Below are 20,304 nucleotides of genomic sequence, written 5' to 3'. Positions count from 1 at the left end.
GGATTACGAGCTGATTTCTGGAATTTCGGTGAGTTCGGTGACCCGTTCGCCGGTTGGCCAGATGGCCGCGACGGCACCTACCGCGTAGAGCGCTCCAATAATGGCGAGGCCACGCGCCAAGCCGATGTGATGAGCAACGTACCCGACAAGCAGTGCGGTGAAGATCTGCAAGCCGGTGCCGAGGAAGTAGAAGGTGTTCTGCACCCGCCCCATGAGCTGTTTCGGCACGCGCTGCATCATGTCGGTCGTAATCGCGATGCCGCCCCATCCGCGCCCCGAGCCCATCAGGAAGAACAGGAAAATCGACAGCGGCAGGATCTTCGACGTCCCCATGAGGAACGAGCAGACGGCCAGCACGGTCATGCAGAGCGTCACTGCGTGGCGAGCACCCATTCGCGAGGTCGTGCGCGCCGCATAGGCGACGCTGACAAACGCGCCCATTGCCCAGCCAAAGTTCAGCCATCCATAGCCCACCGCGCCCTTGTGGAGGATGCGGTCGCTGATCGGCGATGTGGTCACCGCCTGCGTCAGCATGGCGGCAAGGAAAAGCGACCACGCCGAGCCCATTAGCACCACGGCGCGACGCTGGCGAATGAACGTAAAGCTCTCGCGCATCTCGTGGAAATAGCGCTTCAGTGCGTCTCCCGCCACGTGCTCGGGCATATTGAAGTTGTCTTGCGCAGGCATTACGACATGTCGTCCCTGACGCACGCCGAAATAGCAAAGGAACGAGACAACGTAGGTCGCGAAGTCAATCAACAGCACGCCGCCGAGCCCAATGTGGTTGTAGACAAAGCCGACGAACGCTCCTGCCATCAGCCATCCGCCCTGGACGCCAGCCATCAGCAGGGAATTGGAGCTAGCGAGTTGGTCTTCGTGCGAAAGCTCCTGGATGAGCGCATTGATCGTCGGCCAGAACAGCCAGAAGCCGATCGAGATGATGATGTTCATGAAGTACAGCTCCCACATGTGGGAGCGATGGAACAGCACCAGTAGGGCAACGGCGAGCACCAGGAGGCCGCGCGCGGCGTCGAGCCACATCACAAGGTGGCGGCGGTCCTCGCGGTCAATAATGACGCCGGAGAACGGCATCAGCAGCATGGCGGGGATGGTCTGCAACACGACGAGCAGACTCAGAGACATCTCGGAGTGAGTTGTCTGGAGGATGGACCAGTTGAGCGCGGCGCCGTTCATGCCGCTGCCCATCATGGAAACCAGGTTCGCCAAAAATACGAACCTCAGGCCGCGATGTTTAAGAATGTCCCTCATGAAGCGTGTGCTTCCAGTTTAAGTGAGTAGCTGGTTCTTCACCACCGCGGGCGGGCTTGTATACTGCTGTTTCCGGAGAAAAATGCGTTTATTCCGCAAAAAAGAGAAACAAGAACATCGCATCATGCGCGAAGTGATGGAGCGCGGCGAGAAGCTGCAGCCCGAATATCACCGCGCCACCCCCGAGTGCCCGCATCCCGAGCGCTGGAGTATGTACGACTCCATGACCGCCGAGTTCGAGGTGCTCGAGTTTCTCAAGAACATCGTTACTACCACGAAGCCCGAGTTAATCGTCGAGACCGGCAGCTTCATGGGCGTTAGCACCCTGTGGTTGGCACAAGGACTCAAAGAGAACGGATTCGGCAAGATCATCAGCTGCGAGTTCGACCCTGCGGTCTTTGCAAAGGCGAAAGAAAAAGTCGAGCACAGCGCGGTGAAGGATTGGATCGACCTCCGCAATGAATCGAGCCTCGAGATGAACGTCGAGGGGCGCATCGACCTGTTGTTCAGCGACAGCGATATGCCGATCCGTGAACAGGAAGTCCGGCGCTATCTTCCGCAGGTCAATCCGTTCGGGCTGATCCTGATGCACGATGCCAGTTCGCACTTGAAGCAGGTGCGCGACGCGGCGCTGAAACTCGAGCGCGAAGGATTGATTTCGGTTGTACTGTTGCCCACGCCCCGTGGGCTGGTGGTCGCACAAAAGAGGGAAGGCCGGAAGTAGCGGTCTAGTCTTTCATCAACTCACTGGAAAGCAGATTGGCCTTGTTCGCGAGGTTGTAGGCGCGTTCGAGGTCGCCGTCCGTCATCGCTTTGCGCGACTGCGAAATGTAGTTGCGGATCTGCGCAACCATGTTTTGCTCATCCACATTCAGGGAGCGGTGGATGTTGGAGAGATTGTTTTCCGCGGCCCCTATCAGGCTCGATGTCTGCTGCCGCTGGCGATCCGCTTGTTGATTCGTCATCGGAGCGTTGATGCTTGCGTCCGGCGTCGGCTTGGGTTCTGGCGTTGTTTCCGTTGGCGAGGGTGGTGGAACGACCTTCTTCGTAGGTCTCCGCTTCGGCGTCGGTTTCGGCTGCGGTGTCGGTTGGATGGTCGCATCCGCCTTGGGTTGCGGCGGCGGCGTGGGCTGCGGTTGCGGGATGTCGACCTTCGGCTTTTGGATCGTCGGCGGAATGGACGGCTGGGGGGCCGGCTTCTTCTTCTTGAACGGGCCTTCGCAACCGGTGGCGAACAACACGAGTGCGACGACTGCGGCCAGAGCTGGTTTGCCCACTTTCATCATTCCGTCTTACTAACTTCCTCTACCAATCGCGCGCTGTCAACCCAAGTTGGCTGAAATACGTGCACTGGTGTTCGCATTGTCAATTTGGTCGATCTGCGATTGACGCAGCGGCACCTGGAGCCGGAAGGTCGTCCCCTTTCCCGGCTCAGTTTCGAATTCAAGCGCGCCATTGTGTAATTGCATCACGCGATATGTCATAGCTAATCCGATGCCGGTTCCCGTCTTCTTCGTGGTGAAGTAGAGGTTGAAAATCTTGTCCTGGATTTCCTTCGGAATGCCGGGCCCCTGATCCGAGATCTCCAGTAGCGCCGCACTGTCGTTGCTTCGGGCGGTTATTTTCAGTGTCCCGCCGTCGCTCATTGCCTGTACCCCGTTGATCACGATGTTCAGGATTGCCTGCTTCACCAGGTCCGTATCCACGTACACGGGAAGCGTTTTCTCGACCGCGTTGAATTCGATGTGCACGTTCTTGTTCGCGGCTTCGGGTCCGGCGAGCAGCGCCACTTCCTCGGCGATCTTCCGCAGATCCGCATCGAAGAGTTTCAGTTCGACGGGACGCGTGAAGTCCACCAGTGTCTGGACCACACGATCGAGCCGGCGAATCTCGTTCTCGATGATGTCCATGTGGCGTCGCGCATCGGGCGCGACTTCCTGCAGCTTGTTCTTCAGGATTTCGAGATGCACCACGATGGCGTTAATCGGGTTCTTGACTTCGTGCGCCACACCGGAAGTCAGCCGTCCGATAGCAGCAAGACGGCGTGAGAGTTCAATTTCGTTCTCGATCCGGCGAACCGATTCCGCATCGCGAATGGTGATGAGCGCGCCGATGCGCTGCCCTCGCTCCTCGATGAAATCCAGCGCAAACTGTACTCGGCGGCCCTTTTCGATTTCAATCTCACGCTGCGGCACTGATTGATGCAGAGCATAGGCGTCGAGAACGATGCGGCCCATCTTGGTGTGATCGGTGAAGACCTCTTCCACGTGTTTGCCGAGCATCTCTCCGCGCGGCACTCCGACAAACCGCTCTGCCGATGCGCTGACCAACACCACGCGCCAATCGCGGGTAAAGAGCATGAGGCCGTCCTGTAACGTGCCCATGATCTGGTCGAGATTTTCTTTCAACGCGCTGAAGACTTCTTTCACGTCGCGAATTTCGCGGCCGAGGCGATCGATCTTCGTGATGGCGCCGTACTCATCGTTCCGCAAATCGAGGGTCGGCTGTGCTTCGCCAGTGTCCACGGTCATCTGGTCGAGCCGTCGCCCAATCGCTTCGAGTGGTCGCAGCGCGAGGTTCGAAAGCACCGCCGCGAGCAGGAAGGACACCAGCACGCAAACAATCGAGAGTGTGAGTGCGCGGTTCAACTGCGGTCGCAGTTCGCTCTTCAGGAAGACAGTCGAAACGCCAATACGAATGTCGCCAAAGGGCTTGCCGTCCCGTTGGATCGGCAGGTGAATGTCATAGACCTCCGGCTTGCCATAGACGACGTTCATCTGGCGGAAGAAGCTGCCATCGCGGACTTGGGCAAAGTCCTCCCGCGAATGAACGACCTTGTCGAGCAGTGATGAGTCGGTGTGAACGAGCACGCGGTCATCCCGGTCATAGATGCCTGCGTCGTAGGTTGTCGGAGAGTAGCCGACGATCGACTGCAACAGCGTGTTTACGCCGGGATCCGTTTGCAGGCTGTCGGCAATGACGGCGCGGATCTTGGCGGAATCTGAGGGATTGATATCGGTGTTGCGCAGGTCAACCGCGACGGCATCGCGTGCGGCGTCGCGAATCTCGCGGGCCACAAAGTCGCCGTTGTTATACGCAGACCGAATACGCTGAAGGACGAGTTGCGATACGTAGAGGTACGACAGAGTCGCGACCAAGGCGAAGACCATCGCGCTGATGGCAATGACGAGTTTTGTCTTCAGGCGTATGCGACGCATTCAGGCCCTGGGCTGACGGGAACGGTTCTGACGAAGGGCGCGACTGCTCCCATCATATCAGCCGATTATCAGGAGTTCGCCGCCTCGGCCGCGGCCGTCGCGGCACTGTTCTGGCCGTACTCTTTCAGCTTATTGTGCAGCGTCTTCAGGCTGATCCCGAGGATTTCCGCGGCCCGCGTCTTGTTATTGTTCGTGGACTCCAGCGTCTTGAGGATCAACAGTTTCTCTGCCTCTTCCACCGTCGTCCCGACGCCAAGCCGGATGCCATTCGCTTCTTGCACGGGCGCGCGTGGAATCACGTTGCCGAATCCGGGCGGCAGGTGCTTGGGTTCAACCACGCGGCTCTCGCAAAGAATTACCGCACGCTCCAGCGCGTTGCGTAATTCGCGGACGTTGCCCGGCCAGGCATAGCCTTGGAACGCCTTGTTCACTTCGTCGGCGACGCCGGAAACGCTGCGGCCGTGCTTCGCATTCATGTCTTGCAACAGGAATTGCACCAGCGCGGGAAGGTCGTCTTTGTGATCGCGCAACGGCGGCATGTGGATGTTGAAGACATTCAGCCGATAGTAGAGATCGTTGCGCAATTGTCCTGACGCAACTGCTTCTTCCGGGACCTTGTTCGTCGCTGCGAGGACGCGAACGTCAATCGAGGTTTCTGTTTTACTGCCGAGCCTTCGTAGCTTGCGGTCCTCAAGAACACGGAGCAGTTTCGCCTGCGTCGCGACCGGCATTTCGCCGATCTCGTCGAGTAGCAGCGTTCCACCTTCTGCGAGTTCGAAGCAGCCGGTGCGACGCTCGAGCGCGCCGGTAAACGCGCCTTTTTCGTGGCCGAAGATTTCGCTTTCGATCAGGCTCTCCGGAATTGCCGCGCAATTGATCGCGACAAACGGCTTGACTTTGCGCGGGCTTAATTCATGGATCGTCCGCGCGACCATCTCTTTGCCGGTTCCACTCTCGCCGGTGATGAGCACAGATGCAGTGGACGGCGCGACCATTTCGATCAGACGAAAGATCTCCTGCATCTTTTTCGACGTTCCAACCAATGACCCGAGCAGTCCAGTGTCGCGCAACTTGCGGCGCGTGACTTCCAGTTCGCGCTCGGCGTCCTGCTGCTTCGACGCATTCACCAGGATGTTGCGCAAACGTGCCGCATCTACGGGTTTTTCGATGAAATCGTAGGCGCCGCTTTTCATCGCCGTCACGGCCACACCCACATCGCCTTGCCCGGTGAGCACCACGACGGCGAGCGACTCCGGATGATTTCCGAGTTCCTGGAGGAGGCCAAGGCCGTCCATGCGGGGCATCTTTAGGTCAGTGATGACGATTGCTGGAGCGAAGGTGGTGACTTTGTCGAGAGCATCGAGGCCGTCTTCCGCGGTTTCCGTGGCGTAACCCCACGATTCCACCAGCTCGGCGAGCCCGGTACGTGCGTGCTCCTCGTCTTCTACGATTAAAACTTTTTCCCGTGACATCGTTATGGTCGTTCGCTCCAGGTTCGAAGTCGTCACCTGCAGTCGCTCAGGCTTTGATGCAGAGCTGCTGCTGCGGGTTGACCGGCGAAGGCGCGGCTTTGATAACACTAGCACTTCTCGTGCTGCACCGCCGAGAAAAGCCGCATCACAACTGGGGGAATACGGCCACGGTTCGAAGAAGTTGACTCGGGGATGAGCTCACATTTCGGCTTGGCCAAATCACCAAGGAGGAACTGTGAACAAATCGCTTGTCCTCGCGGCAACATTGTTTGCTGCCGCGACATTGTCTCTAGCGCAAACGACTCCGGCGGCACAGAGCGAAAGCCCGCAACCAGCCACGCCGCAGTCAAGTAGCGGGATGACAAAACCGCAGGCCGATACTGCGGCGAGCCAACGTTCGACCGGCCCGGCTGTCCCCGCGCAACTCGCAAAATCAATCGACTCGAAAAAAGCAAAAGCCGGTGATGAAATCGACGCGAAAACAACCGTAGGGATGTCCGGCGCCAACGGATTGCAAGTCCCTGAGGGGAGCAAGATCGTCGGACACATCACCGACGCAAAAGCAAAATCGAAGGGCGATCCCGAATCAAGCCTGACCTTCGCTTTTGAAAAAATCGTATTGAAGGACGGGAAAGAGCTTCCTTTCCGCGCCGTAGCGCAGGCGATTGGCCCCGGGCAGAACGCCGCGGCATCGGCATTTCCCGAAAGCGGCGGTCCGAATGCGCCCCCGGCGAAAAACGGTATGAGCGGCGGCAACAGCTCCGCCGTGGGCAACGGTCCCGGCGGCAGCACCGGCGGAACTGCTGGAAATCCAAGCGCTTCCGCGGCTACTCCGCAGGGTATTTCCAGCCAGAATGCTGCTCCCGGGCGTCTTTCCGAGAACTCTACCGGAGCGGTGGGGATGAAAGGGATCACCCTTGATTCCCAGTCCAGCGCATCAAAAATTTCCTCCGATGCCAAATCGGTAAAGCTGGATGAAGGTACGCAATTGCTTCTCAAGATGCTTCCCCAGTAACCTCTGGAAAATAAGCTACTTTTCGCTCAGACCGTGTTGCGGTACAATTCCGCTGCACGGTTAGAGCGACTTTTGCTCAAGTCTTACCGGCCTGCTTGATTACGATTTTGCAAGCTATCTGCTGATTTACTGCAAGAGTTCCGGAGGAATTGGAATGTCAATGGATAAAGAAGTGGCTCCCAGCCGTAAGTTAATCGCAGGGGTGCTGCTCATGATGCTCGTTGTGTCGCTTTCGGCGCTGGCGCAACAGCAAACAGCAGCACCGTCTGCCAGCACCACCACCTCAGCCCCCCACAACGAATTATTCGCTGGCTATTCCTGGTACGACCCGCGTGGCTATTACACGGGAGATGTCGCTGGCGTGGCCTTCAAGGCTCCCTCGATCACACCAGGTTTCGCCGCAGCCTATACGCGTAACTACGGCAACGTATTCGGCTTCACCGTCGATTACAGCGGTCACTTTGGCGATGCCAACCACGTCAACACGTTCCTCGTGGGACCGCAGTTGAAGTGGCGTGCTGAGCACTTCCAGCCCTTCGGCCAGATACTGGCTGGCTTGGCTGTCATCAGCGCTCCCAATACCATTCGCGGAACGCAGTACCAGGGCGCAGTTGGCGCAGGCGGCGGTTTCGACCTTCTGCTGACTGAGAAATTCGGCATTCGCCTCCTGCAAGCCGATTACATCTACACCAATTGGGAACAGGGCGCGGCCACGGGTACTCCGAGCCGTTGGAACTCCGTACGCCTCCAGGGCGGCCTCCTTTACCAGTGGGGCTTCAACCCGACCGTTCCGGTTTCGGCCGCTTGCAGCGCGCAGCCTTCGTCGATCATGGCGGGCGAGCCTGTGAAGGTCACCGCTACGGGATCTAACTTCAACCCCAAGAAGACCGTCAGCTACGCGTGGACGAGCACCGGTGGCAAAGTCAGCGGCACCGACGCAACCACCACGGTTGACACCAACGGTCTTGCCCCGGGTACCTACACCGTGAAAGCGACGCTCAGCGATGGCGCGAAGAAGAACCCGAACGTCGCAGAGTGCAACGCGACCTTCACCGTCAACGAACCGCCGAAGCATCCGCCGACAATTTCTTGCACGGCGAATCCGTCGACCGTTCGCGCGGGTGACGCTTGCAACATCGCTTGCAACGGCAACAGCCCGGATGGACGTCCGTTGACCTACACCCACAACGCGACCGGTGGCCGCCTGACGCCTGACGGCGCCAATGCGACCCTCGATACGACGGGTGCAGCAGCGGGTCCGATCACCGTTAACAGCACCGTGAGCGACGATCGCGGCCTTACCGCCTCGACTTCGTCTTCGTGCAGCGTGGAAGCTCCGCCGGCCGCTCCGACCGCGAGCAAGCTGAACGAAATCACCTTCCCGAACGAGAAGAAGCCAGCTCGTGTGGACAACACCGCCAAGGCGATCCTCGATGACGTTGCGCTGCGCCTGCAGCGTGAGCCGTCGTCCAAGGCCGTCGTGGTTGGTTACGCCACCGCGGAAGAAACCAAGAAGAAGGCCAACGCAAACCTCGCCGCACAGCGCGCCGTTAACACCAAGGCCTGCCTCGACGGTGAAGAGGTATCTTGCGAGAACCAGAGCAAACAGATCGACCCGAGCCGCATTGAAGTTCGCACCGGCACGGGCGACCAGAACAAGGCCGAGATCTGGATCGTACCGTCCGGCGCCAGCTTCACCGGCGAAGGCACGACCCCGGTCGACGAAAGCAAGTTCAAGGCGCAGGCTCGTACCGCTGCCGGCGCTAAGGCTGCCAAGAAGGCCCCGAAGAAGGCTGCGAAGTAGTCTTCTCTCGGTAAGACTGGCCGGTGGGTGCTATGCACCCACCGGTTTTTTCTTTGTTTTCAATCGGTGCACACCAAAAGCGCGCGACACTCGCCTTCCGTAACCTTGTCCTAGTATCTAATTTGTAAAACTATGAGGTTAGCCACCGCGTCCATTCCAAGGGGAAGGGCGGTATCATTAACCCAAATGTTCATGCGCAAGCTGTTTTCGCTGCTGTTTGTCCTGTTGTTGGCTGTGACCCTCGCATCGGCTTCATCGTGGAAAGAACTTGGTCCAGATGGCGGCGACGCCCGCAGTCTCGCGTTCGACCCTCACAATCCCGACCGCATTCTGCTGGGTACAAGTTCCGGCCAGCTCTACATGTCCAATGATCGCGGACACTCCTGGAATCGCTTCGCGCAGATCGGCCTCGGCGACGACTATGTCCTCGACAACACCGCGTTCGATCCCAGCGATCCGAACACGATTTACATCGGTGTGTGGAGTGTGGAGCACCAGCGTGACGCCGGCGATCTCTATGTCACTCGCGACGGTGGCAAGTCATGGAAGACCATCGAGGGCATGCGCGGTAAATCGATTCGCGCTCTTTCCATCGCGCCGAGCAATTCGAAGACTCTGGTCATCGGCGCACTCGATGGCGTCTATCGCAGCGACGACAGTGGTGAAACCTGGCGGCGTATCTCCCCGGAAAATCACGCGGAGATCAAGAACATTGAATCCATCGCCATCGATCCCAAAAATCCCGACGTCGTTTACGCTGGCACCTGGCACCTGCCGTGGAAGACCGATGACGGAGGCAAGTCATGGCACCACATCAAAGAGGGCGTCATTGACGACTCCGACGTCTTCTCCATCATCGTCGACTTCTCGAACCCTTCTACGGTATTCGCCAGCGCGTGCTCCGGTATCTACAAGAGCGAAAGCGCAGGCAATCTCTTCCATAAAGTTACTGGCATTCCTGCCACGGCGCGCCGTACGCGCGTGCTGATGCAGGACCCGAAGAACCCGCAGATTGTTTACGCCGGCACCACGGAAGGGCTTTACAAGACCCTCGATGGCGGTAAGACGTTCAAGCGCATGACCGGCCCGGAAGTCATCGTTAACGATGTCTCCGTCGATCCGCGCGACACCAGCCGCGTGCTGCTGGCAACCGATCGCAGCGGTGTTCTCGCCAGCGAAAACGGCGGCGCCACGTTCACGCAGTCAAACCGCGGCTACTCGCATCGCCAGGTCTCATCGCTGCTGGTGGATTCGAAAGATCCCAACACGATCTATGTCGGACTGCTGAACGATCGCGACTTCGGTGGCATGTATGTCTCGCGCGACGCCGGATCTACCTGGTCACAGGCGAGCAAGGGCCTGAAAGACCGCGATGTCTTCACTCTTCGCCAGGCAGGTGATGGCGACATCTTCGCCGGCACCAATCACGGCGTCATGAAATTCTCGAGCAAGACGCTGTTGTGGGAGCCTGCCAGTGTCGTGGTGAAGGAAAAGACCACGCCTGGTCCTAAGATTCCCGCGAAGGTCGTTAAAGGCAAAAAGATTCCGGCACACGAAGGCACGCCGAAGGTCACCATCGAGAAATCGGAACTGACCTCGCAGGTGTCGCAACTCGTGTTCACTCCGGCGCTCTGGTACGCCGCCGCAAGCAGTGGCGTTTACAGCAGCAAGGATGATGGCAAAACCTGGCAACACGCCGATATCGAAGGTGACGTACGTTTCCTTGCGATCGGCGCGTTCGGCGACAAGGCCTTCGCAGCATCCGCACTTGACGGCTACGTCACAACCGATCACGGCGGACACTGGACGCAAGTGAGCGTGCCGAAGTTCATCACCGGTATCTACGATGCTGCGGTTGGGTTCGATCAGTCGCTTTGGCTGGCGACGCAGCAGGGTGCATTGCGTAGCGGTGACGACGGAAAGACATGGGAGCACGTTACGGCGGGACTCCCGTGGAAGCACGTCCTCACCGTCAGCCTCGATACCGCAAATAACCGGATGCTCGCCACCTCTCGCGATGGTCGCGGCGTTTACTCCAGCTCCGACAACGGACAGACTTGGAAGTATTCAGATGACGCTGGTCTGCTGGTTCGTAGCGCCGTCGGTTATCGTGGCGGCTACCTGGCAGCGACGGCGTACAACGGCGTGGCGATTTCCTCGGCACCGGGCCACAGTGCGACGGCGCCTTCAGCGAGCGGTTCCGGTAACTCGAATTAATTAAATTTGGACTCTATCAAGCCGCTCTTCGGAGCGGCTTTTTCATGGCCTGGATTCTTTCCCGAAGTGAGACTGCGTGTTCCTTCGCAGGAACCGCCTAACCCAAGTGTTCTTGGGCAGTTAGGAGCTGCGCGCAACCTACCGACCCATTGCGGGCGCGGTACAACAGAACCCCGCCTATTCCAGAAGCCCCATTTCGTCCTCGTAAGCTGCTGAAATTGCACAAGTTAACTCCGTCCTTCTCAGTTGGCATCGAGACTGCTTTAGAGAGGGTGTGCCGATGATGATGAGCAACGAGCTGATAACTGGTGAAGATGGAACGGCGATTATGGGAATCCGCCGCCGACTTCATGACCTCAGCAACGTATTGACGGGACTCCTCATAACGGCCGGCCTCCTGAAAAACTTCGTACCGCTCACCGGCAACGGTGGGCGGTACGCGGACGACCTGGAGGCGAGTGCGGAGCGCGCGGCGGTGCTGGTAAACGAGGTGCGTGAGGATGTCCATCGCCTGCAGGCGCTGCTGCAGGAACGTAGCGAAAGCACAATCGTGTGTGATGTCCGTCCTAGTTTGGGACAGGAGAGTGGAGAAAACTGATGCTAGAAGAACATCGGGTCCCAAGAGACCCCGGAGAGACGCCAGTTTTCCCGATTGGGGATGCTGGCCCCCGGTTCGGTTGGACGACGAAAATGACGGTACAACAAGCGAGCACTGAGGCGAACCTCCTGAATTTGCTGATCGTGGACGACGAACGAGTGGTGCGGGAGGGCTGCCGCGATGTGGCACAAACTCTCGGCTTCTCAACTTTCACCGCGGAGAATGCGGAACAGGCCTACAAGATCCTCGACAGCACCAGTGTCGATGTCATCCTGCTCGATCTGCGCCTGCCCGGCATTGGCGGGCTCGAAGCCTTGCGCCAGATCAAGCAGCGCCGTCCTGAAACCATTGTCATCGTGGTGACTGGATATGCCACCGTGCAGTCCGCGGTGCAGGCGATGAAACACGGCGCATTCGACTACGTGACCAAGCCGTTCAACATGGACGAATTGCGCATCCTTCTCGACCGCGTCACCGGTCACCTGAAATTGACCACCGAGAACCGCATGCTGCGCGAGCAGGTAAAGGCACGACACGGATTCGGCGGCATGGTTGGCCGTGCGCCCGAAATGGAACGCCTTTATCGCATCATCACCAAAGCCGCGAACAGCACCCATCCCGTCTTGATCATGGGCGAGAGCGGTACCGGCAAGGAAGTGGTAGCGCGCGCCGTGCACTACACCGGTTGCTACAAAGACAAACCGTTCATCCCCGTGGATTGCGGCTCGCTGGTGCCGACGCTGATCGAGAGCGAACTCTTCGGTTACGTCAAAGGTGCCTTCACCGGGGCGCAGCATTCCAAGCAAGGGCTGCTTGCGATGGCAGACGGCGGTACGGTCTTCCTCGACGAAATCGGCGAACTGCCCATCGACCTGCAATCGAAGCTGCTTCGCGCGCTCCAGGAAAAAGAGATTCGTCCGGTGGGTGGAACTCGCGCCGTGCCGATCAACGTCCGTATCCTCGCCGCTACCAACCGCGATCTCGAACAGGCCGTCCAGCAAGGCACCTTCCGCCGCGACCTCTACTTCCGTCTTAACGTGCTCACGCTTCGCATTCCTCCACTCCGTGACCGCAAACAGGACATCCCGCTTCTTGTCGGGCATTTCCTGGAGCGGACGGAACGCGCCACCGGCTTCCAGCGCAACATCAGCGACGAAGCCCTCAAACTCATGCTCACCTACGACTGGCCCGGAAACGTGCGCGAGCTCGAGCATTGTCTCGATCGTGCGTGCGCGCTCACCAGCGGGCCGACCATCAACACTCTCGATCTTCCGACAACGATCCAGAACTGGCATGTCCAGACGCAAACGGTCCTGGCGCCGCAAGCGCCGGCAGCGCCAACCAATGGCATCGTGCCTATTGCGGAGATGGAGAAGCAAGCCATACTCGAGGCCATCGAACGGCTGCACGGCGACAAGCTCGAAGCCGCCCGTCTGCTCGGCATCGGCAAAACCACGTTGTATCGAAAACTGAAGGAATACGGCGCCGCAATCTAGACGCCGCTGCAATCGATCTCATCGGTGCGACAGGATACGTGTGCCTGCCCGCGCCCAAGGCAGAAGACCATGAATCTACTGATCAGCTCATCTCCCGGAAACCTGGAATGCGCGAAGGCGATCGAAGAACTCACGCAGGTCCGCACCGTCCTCTGTTCCGACATTCGCAAGGCCGCCAATATTGCGCGCAACGGCGAGTACACGGTAGCCATCGTGGACCGAGCCGCCATGTACGACGATCCCAGCTTCATTGACGAGGTTTTCCGCAACGCGCCGCTCGCCGTGCCGGTCCTCATCAACACTGCGATCATGAACTCAGATCGCGTGATCGCGGAAGTCACTGCCGCCATCTCCCGCGTCGAACGCGAGAAACAGGTTGCTGCGCGCCAGGCTGGGCGGGCCCTTTATAACGAACTGAAAGGCGAGATCACCGGCATCAGCGTCGCCGCCGGTCTCGCACTGCAGTCTCAGGCTGCACCCATGTTTGTGGAAGAGAAGCTTAAGGACATCGAGCAGTTGGCCGGCCGCATGCGGAGCCGCTTCGAGTTCCAATAGCAGAGGGTCCTTTCGCCGCGATACAACTCTCGGCGGGCATGTTGCTTCCCATGAACAGGCCAGCTCCCCTCTGGCCCAGGTGACCAATATGCTTTGGACTATCTTTGCGATTCTGCTTATCCTCTGGCTGCTGGGCTGGAGCTTCCACGTGGCAGGCAGCTTGATCCATTTGCTGCTCGTAATTGCTGTCGTGGTCGCGGTGATCAACCTGATCACCGGCCGGCGCACAGTTTAGTCAGCCGCACGCGGCTGGCTACCAGACGAAGGGCAGGGAGTAGAACGCGGCACGTTTCGCTCACAAATTTGCGAGCGGCGTGCCATGCAGTTCTCTTCATCGCATCCACGGGCTGCCAAGTTGCGTCACCCACCATCCTTGCCGTCCAGAGCAGCTCGGGCAACGTGTATGCCTCCTCCTGCCTCTAACCCCCGAGGGAAGCTGGTCTTCCTTTACGGACTCATGGCGACAATTCATCGTGTTGACGTTGACCGCGACCTGCTGTCACGCCGGATCGAAGAGCTCGGCGATTGGTTCCACAATCTCGATCTCCACGGCATAGCCACCGCGCCCAACCACTTCCTCGGCGATTTCCCGCGCGTGAAGTGGAAACACATTGAGCGTGCGATTCCTCGCGACCTCGAAGGCGCGAGCGTGCTCGACATCGGCTGCAACGGCGGCTTCTATTCCATCCAGATGAAGCAGCGCGGCGCCGGGCGTGTTCTCGGAATTGACGTAGACGACCGCTATCTCAACCAGGCACGCTTTGCCGCGGAAACCCTCAACCTCGATATCGAGTTTGAAAAGCGCTCGGTATACGACGTGGAGAAGATCGAGGGGCAGTTCGATTACGTCTTCTTCATGGGCGTCTTTTATCACCTGCGGTATCCGCTCTTTGCGCTCGACACGGTGATCAAAAAAGTTCGCAAGAAGCTCGTCTTTCAGACCATGCTTCGCGGCTCGGAGCAAACCAAAGCCGTCGAAAACGATTACCACTTCTGGAACAAAGAGATTTTCAAAGATCCCGATTTTCCGCAGATGTATTTCATCGAGAACAGCTACGCCAACGATCCAACGAACTGGTGGATCCCCAACGGCGCCGCCGCGGAAGGCATGCTTCGAAGCTCAGGCCTCGAAATTGTTGACCATCCCGAGTCCGAGACCTGGATCTGCGAGCCGCGGTCATCGCTCCGCGCCGACGGCAAGTACATTCTCGATCACGAACTCGCGGGCACGCTGTAACGATCGCAGTATTCGGCCCCTTCATATCGCGTCACGGGAGAATTCATGGTTGAAGCAGTCATGCTCTGGAATGAGCCCAACAACCTGTCGCATTGGGACTTCAAGATCGATCCGGAGTGGAAGGCATTTGCAGAGATGACGATCGCGGCAGCCCGCGCGATCCGCGAGGTCAATCCAGACCTCAAGATCGTGCTGGGCGGAATCTCGCCGATTGATCCGCACTTTATCGAGTTGCTCACTGGCCATGGCGTCATTGACGCCGTGGATGTCGTCGCCATTCACGGCTTCCCGCTCGACTGGAACCACTGGAACATCCATGAGTGGCCAAAGAAGGTGGACGAAATCCGCGCCGTCACCAGCAAACCGGTCTGGGTAACGGAAGTCGGCGCTTCTTCCTTCGGTGCCGAAGAAGTGCAGGAGTGGGGCGTCCGCAAGACGGCGGAATTGCTCCTGCCCATAGTCGAGCGCGTGTACTGGTACAGCCTGTTTGACCTGCCGGCCTCGTGGTCGGCCACCACGCGCCACAAGGAAGCCGAAGGCAGTTCGTATTACCGGCACTACTACATGGGCCTTCTGCGCGAAGACGGTTCGGTCAAGCCCGCCGCACTGACGTTTCCCAAGGGCCTCGGCATCTGCCAGTGGTTCCACTTCGAAGACCATCGCCTGGAACTCGGTGTGGATTGGCTGAGAAAGCTCGGCGTCAAGTACCTGCGCACCGGGGTGAGCTGGGCAGACTGGTATCGCCCCAATGCAGAAGCGTGGTTCGACGTCCAGATGAGTGCGCTGCAGCAGTTTGCAACCACGATGACGCTTTGTTTCACGCCGGAACATCTCGGGGTTCAGCCGCATTACACCAGTCCTCCCAGCAATCCCGCTGACTTCGCGGATTTCGCGCGTTGGGCCGTCACGCGTTATGCCCCGAAAGCCGTGGTCGATCAAGATCTCGAACTGAAGGTCGGGCGCAAATGAGAAAACGAATCCTGGTCACGGGCGGCGCGGGGTTTGTGGGATCGCACTTGGTCGACGCCTTGCTCCGTGCAGGCCACAGCGTTCGCGTCTTTGACAACCTCTCGCCCCAGGTGCATCCACACGGCTTGCCAAGCTATCTCGCCACCGACATCGAGTTCATTCAAGGCGACATGCGCGACCTTGACGCCGTTCGCCGCTCGCTCGAAAACATCGACGTCATCTTTCACAAAGCCGCTGCTGTCGGCGTTGGACAGTCCATGTATGAGATTTCCCATTACATGAGCGCTAACACGCAGGGCACCGCCAACTTGCTGCAAGCGATGCTCGACAGCCGCCGCGATTTCGAGAAGCTGGTTGTCGCCTCCTCAATGTCCATCTACGGCGAAGGGAAGTACCGGTGCGCCGAGCACGGCGACATTGCTCCCGAGCCTCGGCCGATCGATCAATTGCGGAAGAAGGAGTGGGAAGCGCTTTGCCCCGTCTGTAACGCGAAGCTCGCGCCTATTCCCACCGACGAATCCAAGCGGTTGCAGTGCACTTCCATCTACGCCCTCTCGAAAAAAGACCAGGAAGAGATGTGTCTTCTCTATGGCCGCACCTATGGAGCGCCGGTGGTCGCATTGCGATACTTCAACATCTACGGCACGCGGCAGGCGCTTTCGAACCCTTACACCGGTGTGGCAGCGATCTTTGCCTCGCGCTTGCTGAATCACCGCTCTCCCATGATTTTCGAAGATGGCGAGCAGCAGCGGGATTTCGTCAGTGTGCACGACATCGTGCAGGCGAATTTGCTGGCTATGGACCGCGAAGAGGCGAACGGCCTGGCCATCAACATCGGCTCAGGCGCGCCAATCTCGATTTCTCAAGTAGCTGACATTCTCGGCGCCGCCCTCGGCCTTCACGTCGAGCCTGAAATCACCGGCAAGTATCGCGCCGGAGACATTCGCCACTGTTTCGCTGACATCGGTCTGGCGCAGAAGGTCCTCGGCTACCGGCCCAAGCATCGCTTCGCGGATGGCATCGGTGAGCTCGTTGCCTGGCTGCGCAATCAGTCCGCTACCGACAAGGTCTCGGATGCCACGCAGCAGCTCACGGCTTACGGATTGACGGCTTAGGAGCAAGCATGCACGTACTCGTCACGGCAGACACGATTGGCGGCGTTTGGACCTACGCCAGGGAACTGGTGACGGGCCTGGTGCGTCGTGGGGTGCGCGTAACGCTGGTCAGCTTCGGCGAGATCCCGTCGCCCGCACAGACCGAGTGGCTCGATACCGTCCGCTCCGTTGATTTCCGTGCCACCGCCTTCCGCCTGGAATGGATGCAGGAAGCGCGCGACGATATCGACGCTTCCTCTGAATACCTGCACGCGATCATTGATGAAGTCCGTCCTGACGTTCTGCACCTGAATCAGTTCGCCTACGGCGCCCTCAAAGTAGACATTCCGAAGATCGTCGTCGCCCACAGCGATGTCGTCAGCTGGTGGGCATCGGTGAAGGGCGAGGTACCGAACGAGATCCCGTGGATGGCCTGGTACCGCGATGTGGTTCAGTCTGGCCTCGAGCAGGCGACCACCGTCGTCGCGCCATCGCGCTGGATGCTCGACAACGTCGAGCGCTATTACTGCGAACCTCGTGCCTCGAGCGTTATCTACAACGGACGTTCACCCTTATTGTTTAACCCTCACGTCAGCAAGGAAGCCGGGATTGTTTCTGTCGGACGCCTCTGGGACTCCGGCAAGCAGGTTTCGCTCCTGCTTCATGGCGTAGCTCGCATGCCCATCACTATTGCCGGCACCGAACAGCATCCCGACGAAGTATTTCGCGAAGGCTCGCCCTTCGCGTTCATCGATCGCACTCGTGTGCGCGTCATAGGCCATCAATCCGAAGGTCAACTGCGCCACATTTACAGTCGGGCCTCGATCTACGCCGCAACCTCGCGCTACGAACCTTTCGGCCTTGCGCCGCTGGAAGCCGCATTGTCGCGTTGTGCCCTCGTCGCCAACGATATCCCCAGCTTTCGCGAGATATGGGGCGAGTCGGCGTGCTATTTCGATTCGAACGATGCCGCGTCGTTGTTCGATGCTCTCAATCGAATGGCGGGCAATCGCGATCTGCGTCTCACCTTCGCCAATCTCGCCTATAACCGCGCGCGCCAGTACTTCAATGCGGACCGCATGGTGGACGAATATTTGGCGCTCTATCGAAAACTGGGAGCGCGCACGCAAGCAGCATGAGCGATCGTTTCAAAATCCGCTTCTTCGCACACTCCTGGGTCTCGGACTGGAACCACGGCAACGCGCATTTCCTGCGCGGTCTCGCCCGCGAACTCGGCAAACTAGGGCACGAAGTCCGCTGCTTTGAAGAACTCGGGGCGTGGTCGCTCTCCAATCTTGTGAACAGCGAATGCGATCGCGCCATTGAATCCATTGACCAGTTCCGCGCCAAGTTCCCCATGCTCGACGTGCGGTTCTACGATCGCAACAACAAGTTCGATGAGTTTCTCGACGAGCATCTAAGCGACGCCGACTTCGTCATCATCCACGAATGGAACGATCCGGCGATTGCGAGTGCGATCCTGTCGCGCAAGGAGAAATTCGGTTTTCGCGCGTTGTTTCACGACACTCACCATCGCGCCTATTCTCGTGCCGGAGAGATCCTTCGCTTTCCGCTCCACCTGTTCGACGGCGTTCTAGCATTCGGCGAGCCCATCACCCGCATCTATCGCGACGGCTTCGGTATTCCAAAGGTCTGGACCTTCCACGAAGCCGCCGACATCGACAACTTCCATCCCATCAGGTCCGACAAATCCACCGACGTAGTGTGGGTCGGGAATTGGGGGGATGAAGAGCGCACGAAGGAACTTCTCGAGTTCCTAGTCCGTCCCGCAACCGAGTTACCTGACAGAAAATTTAAGGTCCACGGCGTTCGCTATCCGGAGATCGCGATCCAGACCCTCGAGACAGCCGGAATCGATTATCAGGGCTATCTGCCGAATCTCTCCGTGCCGGCGGCATTTTCGCAGAGCTGCGTCGCATTGCACGTCCCTCGTCGCGAGTACGCCAACGGACTGAGCGGCATCCCGACGATCCGCGTCTTCGAAGCGCTCGCCTGCGGCGTACCTCTGGTGTGTTCCCCATGGAGCGACGCCGAAAATCTCTTCCGTCCTGGACACGACTACCTCGTGGTGGAGAGCGGCGAAGCGATGACCGCGGAACTCGCTCACTTGTTGAGCGACGACGCTGCCCGCACCCAACTCAGCGCTAGCGGTATGGAAACCGTGCGCGCCCGCCACACCTGCGCCCATCGCGCGCAACAACTACAGGAAATTTGCGAGGAGATGACAAGGTGAAGATCTTCGTCTTCGGCTCCAGCCTGGTTTCGTCGTACTGGAACGGTGCGGCGACCTACTACCGCGGCATTTACAAGAACCTCGCGGCGTTGGGTTGCGAAATCATTTTTGCTGAGCCCGACATCTACAAACGCCAGCAGAATCGCGACCCGGGCGACTACAGCTATGCGAAATCTCTGGTCTACCGCACGCCCGACGACATTGATTGGCTCCTGCGCCTCGCCAGCGACTCCGACCTGGTCATCAAGCACAGTGGAATCGGCGCCGAAGATGCGCTGCTCGAGCGCCGCGTCCTCGACTGCCGCTCCCCACGCACCCGCGTTGCCTTCTGGGACGTGGACGCCCCGGCCACGCTGTCTAGTGTCGAAGCCGAGCCGTTGAATCCCTTCCGCGCCTGCATTCCCGAGTACGATTTCGTCTTCACCTACGGTGGCGGCCCGCCTATCGTTCAACGATATCTCCAACTCGGTGCGAAGAATTGCCACCCCGTTTATAACGCACTCGAGCCCGAATCGCACCACCCGGCCGACCCGAGTTCAGATTTCGCTTGCGATCTTGTTTTCGTCGGCAACCGGTTGCCAGATCGCGAACGGCGTGTCGAGCAGTTCTTCCTGCGCACCGCCGAACTCGCGCCGGAATGCAAGTTCATCCTGGGCGGAGAGGGTTGGGGCAACAAGGAGCTACCGCCGAACGTCCGCTGGATCGGCCACGTCCGCACTGGCGACCACAATCGCGTGAATTGCTCCGCGCGCATGGTCCTCAACATCAACCGCGAATCCATGGCTGACGTCGGGTTCTCCCCTCCGACGCGTGTATTCGAAGCAGCCGGCGCCGGCGCATGTCTCATTACCGATCACTGGAAGGGTATCGAAACGTTCTTCGAGCCAGGCAACGAGATCCTGGTCGCATCCAGCGCCGACGAGATCGTCCACCTTCTCCGAACGACGCCACCGAAGAAGGCCCGCGCGATTGGACAAGCGATGCGTACCCACGCCCTGCGTGACCACCTATACGCCCAGCGTGCGGAACTCGCGATGTCGATTTTCAGAAGTTCGGCTCCGCAGAGGGAACGGCACGAACTCCGACAAGCGGTGTAGAGGCAATCC

18 protein-coding genes are annotated in these 20,304 nt (G+C 59.0%); 14 read left to right on the top strand and 4 right to left on the bottom strand.

The genetic code is table 11. The features are described 5' to 3' along the window. Positions 1-3: 3 nt before the first annotated feature. Complete coding sequence (locus ACID345_RS16930; protein WP_083763782.1) at positions 4-1,269, bottom strand: MFS transporter; 1,266 nt, start codon at positions 1,267-1,269, stop codon at positions 4-6. 82 nt (positions 1,270-1,351) lie between these two features. Here ACID345_RS16930 and ACID345_RS16925 point away from each other — a divergent pair, with 82 nt between their 5' ends. Beyond that, positions 1,352-1,993 (top strand): O-methyltransferase, encoded by a 642-nt coding sequence (locus ACID345_RS16925; RefSeq protein ID WP_011524077.1) that lies wholly within the window; start codon positions 1,352-1,354, stop codon positions 1,991-1,993. Between the two features lie 4 nt (positions 1,994-1,997). On the opposite strand, the gene ACID345_RS16920 is transcribed toward ACID345_RS16925, so the two are convergent. From ACID345_RS16920 to ACID345_RS16910, 3 genes are all read right to left on the bottom strand, one after another. Next, a complete protein-coding gene (locus ACID345_RS16920; RefSeq protein ID WP_011524076.1) occupies positions 1,998-2,555 on the bottom strand; it encodes a hypothetical protein in 558 nt (185 codons plus the stop codon). Positions 2,556-2,591: 36 nt separating this feature from the next. Continuing rightward, on the bottom strand, positions 2,592-4,487 hold the full coding sequence (locus ACID345_RS16915; protein ID WP_011524075.1) for an ATP-binding protein: 1,896 nt from the start codon (positions 4,485-4,487) through the stop codon (positions 2,592-2,594). A gap of 68 nt (positions 4,488-4,555) precedes the next feature. After that, on the bottom strand, positions 4,556-5,959 hold the full coding sequence (locus ACID345_RS16910) for a sigma-54-dependent transcriptional regulator (protein WP_011524074.1): 1,404 nt from the start codon (positions 5,957-5,959) through the stop codon (positions 4,556-4,558). Between the two features lie 235 nt (positions 5,960-6,194). On the opposite strand from ACID345_RS16910, the gene ACID345_RS16905 reads away from it, so the two are divergent. From ACID345_RS16905 to ACID345_RS16850, 13 genes are all read left to right on the top strand, one after another. Beyond that, positions 6,195-6,974: a hypothetical protein gene (locus ACID345_RS16905; RefSeq protein WP_011524073.1), complete on the top strand. Its 780-nt coding sequence runs from the start codon at positions 6,195-6,197 to the stop codon at positions 6,972-6,974. A 154-nt stretch (positions 6,975-7,128) separates the two neighbouring features. Beyond that, complete coding sequence (locus ACID345_RS16900; RefSeq protein ID WP_011524072.1) at positions 7,129-8,778, top strand: PKD domain-containing protein; 1,650 nt, start codon at positions 7,129-7,131, stop codon at positions 8,776-8,778. A gap of 192 nt (positions 8,779-8,970) precedes the next feature. After that, positions 8,971-10,995 carry a VPS10 domain-containing protein gene (locus ACID345_RS16895; RefSeq protein WP_187148841.1) on the top strand — a complete coding sequence of 675 codons (2,025 nt, stop codon included), beginning with the start codon at positions 8,971-8,973 and terminating at the stop codon, positions 10,993-10,995. Between the two features lie 280 nt (positions 10,996-11,275). Next, positions 11,276-11,593: a hypothetical protein gene (locus ACID345_RS16890; protein ID WP_041855809.1), complete on the top strand. Its 318-nt coding sequence runs from the start codon at positions 11,276-11,278 to the stop codon at positions 11,591-11,593. 92 nt (positions 11,594-11,685) lie between these two features. Then, complete coding sequence (locus ACID345_RS16885) at positions 11,686-13,089, top strand: sigma-54-dependent transcriptional regulator (RefSeq protein ID WP_011524069.1); 1,404 nt, start codon at positions 11,686-11,688, stop codon at positions 13,087-13,089. Between the two features lie 69 nt (positions 13,090-13,158). After that, positions 13,159-13,644 carry a hypothetical protein gene (locus ACID345_RS16880; RefSeq protein ID WP_011524068.1) on the top strand — a complete coding sequence of 162 codons (486 nt, stop codon included), beginning with the start codon at positions 13,159-13,161 and terminating at the stop codon, positions 13,642-13,644. 88 nt (positions 13,645-13,732) lie between these two features. Further along, entirely contained in the window at positions 13,733-13,879 is a 147-nt protein-coding gene (locus ACID345_RS26670; protein WP_148210146.1) for a lmo0937 family membrane protein, read from the top strand. Between the two features lie 222 nt (positions 13,880-14,101). Beyond that, positions 14,102-14,881 (top strand): TIGR04290 family methyltransferase, encoded by a 780-nt coding sequence (locus ACID345_RS16875; RefSeq protein ID WP_148210145.1) that lies wholly within the window; start codon positions 14,102-14,104, stop codon positions 14,879-14,881. A 45-nt stretch (positions 14,882-14,926) separates the two neighbouring features. Continuing rightward, on the top strand, positions 14,927-15,850 hold the full coding sequence (locus ACID345_RS16870; protein WP_011524066.1) for a glycosyl hydrolase: 924 nt from the start codon (positions 14,927-14,929) through the stop codon (positions 15,848-15,850). After that, the gene (locus tag ACID345_RS16865) at positions 15,847-16,965 is read left to right on the top strand and encodes an NAD-dependent epimerase/dehydratase family protein (RefSeq protein ID WP_011524065.1); all 1,119 of its coding nucleotides are present in this window, start codon (positions 15,847-15,849) and stop codon (positions 16,963-16,965) included. The genes ACID345_RS16870 and ACID345_RS16865 overlap by 4 nt, the downstream gene beginning before the upstream one ends. Positions 16,966-16,973: 8 nt before the next feature. Continuing rightward, complete coding sequence (locus tag ACID345_RS16860; RefSeq protein ID WP_011524064.1) at positions 16,974-18,083, top strand: glycosyltransferase family 4 protein; 1,110 nt, start codon at positions 16,974-16,976, stop codon at positions 18,081-18,083. Next, positions 18,080-19,198, top strand: a complete 1,119-nt coding sequence (locus ACID345_RS16855) for a CgeB family protein (RefSeq protein WP_011524063.1) — start codon at positions 18,080-18,082, stop codon at positions 19,196-19,198. The genes ACID345_RS16860 and ACID345_RS16855 overlap by 4 nt, the downstream gene beginning before the upstream one ends. Then, positions 19,195-20,295 (top strand): CgeB family protein, encoded by a 1,101-nt coding sequence (locus ACID345_RS16850; protein ID WP_011524062.1) that lies wholly within the window; start codon positions 19,195-19,197, stop codon positions 20,293-20,295. The genes ACID345_RS16855 and ACID345_RS16850 overlap by 4 nt, the downstream gene beginning before the upstream one ends. Positions 20,296-20,304 lie beyond the last annotated feature (9 nt).

It is taken from the genome of Candidatus Koribacter versatilis Ellin345 (assembly GCF_000014005.1).
GTDB classification, from domain to species: domain Bacteria; phylum Acidobacteriota; class Terriglobia; order Terriglobales; family Acidobacteriaceae; genus Korobacter; species Korobacter versatilis_A.
The sequence above is the reverse complement of the archived record's forward strand: the minus strand, read 5'-3'. Positions and strand labels throughout refer to the sequence as shown.

What these genes read in the sequence shown, in the direction of transcription:
- ACID345_RS16930 (WP_083763782.1), bottom strand. Translation starts at nt 1,269, where the DNA reads ATGAGGGACATTCTTAAACATCGCGGCCTGAGGTTCGTATTTTTGGCG.
- ACID345_RS16925 (WP_011524077.1), top strand. Translation starts at nt 1,352, where the DNA reads ATGCGTTTATTCCGCAAAAAAGAGAAACAAGAACATCGCATCATGCGC.
- ACID345_RS16920 (WP_011524076.1), bottom strand. Translation starts at nt 2,555, where the DNA reads ATGATGAAAGTGGGCAAACCAGCTCTGGCCGCAGTCGTCGCACTCGTG.
- ACID345_RS16915 (WP_011524075.1), bottom strand. Translation starts at nt 4,487, where the DNA reads ATGCGTCGCATACGCCTGAAGACAAAACTCGTCATTGCCATCAGCGCG.
- ACID345_RS16910 (WP_011524074.1), bottom strand. Translation starts at nt 5,959, where the DNA reads ATGTCACGGGAAAAAGTTTTAATCGTAGAAGACGAGGAGCACGCACGT.
- ACID345_RS16900 (WP_011524072.1), top strand. Translation starts at nt 7,129, where the DNA reads ATGTCAATGGATAAAGAAGTGGCTCCCAGCCGTAAGTTAATCGCAGGG.
- ACID345_RS16895 (WP_187148841.1), top strand. Translation starts at nt 8,971, where the DNA reads ATGCGCAAGCTGTTTTCGCTGCTGTTTGTCCTGTTGTTGGCTGTGACC.
- ACID345_RS16890 (WP_041855809.1), top strand. Translation starts at nt 11,276, where the DNA reads ATGATGATGAGCAACGAGCTGATAACTGGTGAAGATGGAACGGCGATT.
- ACID345_RS16885 (WP_011524069.1), top strand. Translation starts at nt 11,686, where the DNA reads ATGACGGTACAACAAGCGAGCACTGAGGCGAACCTCCTGAATTTGCTG.
- ACID345_RS16880 (WP_011524068.1), top strand. Translation starts at nt 13,159, where the DNA reads ATGAATCTACTGATCAGCTCATCTCCCGGAAACCTGGAATGCGCGAAG.
- ACID345_RS26670 (WP_148210146.1), top strand. Translation starts at nt 13,733, where the DNA reads ATGCTTTGGACTATCTTTGCGATTCTGCTTATCCTCTGGCTGCTGGGC.
- ACID345_RS16875 (WP_148210145.1), top strand. Translation starts at nt 14,102, where the DNA reads ATGGCGACAATTCATCGTGTTGACGTTGACCGCGACCTGCTGTCACGC.
- ACID345_RS16870 (WP_011524066.1), top strand. Translation starts at nt 14,927, where the DNA reads ATGGTTGAAGCAGTCATGCTCTGGAATGAGCCCAACAACCTGTCGCAT.
- ACID345_RS16865 (WP_011524065.1), top strand. Translation starts at nt 15,847, where the DNA reads ATGAGAAAACGAATCCTGGTCACGGGCGGCGCGGGGTTTGTGGGATCG.
- ACID345_RS16860 (WP_011524064.1), top strand. Translation starts at nt 16,974, where the DNA reads ATGCACGTACTCGTCACGGCAGACACGATTGGCGGCGTTTGGACCTAC.
- ACID345_RS16855 (WP_011524063.1), top strand. Translation starts at nt 18,080, where the DNA reads ATGAGCGATCGTTTCAAAATCCGCTTCTTCGCACACTCCTGGGTCTCG.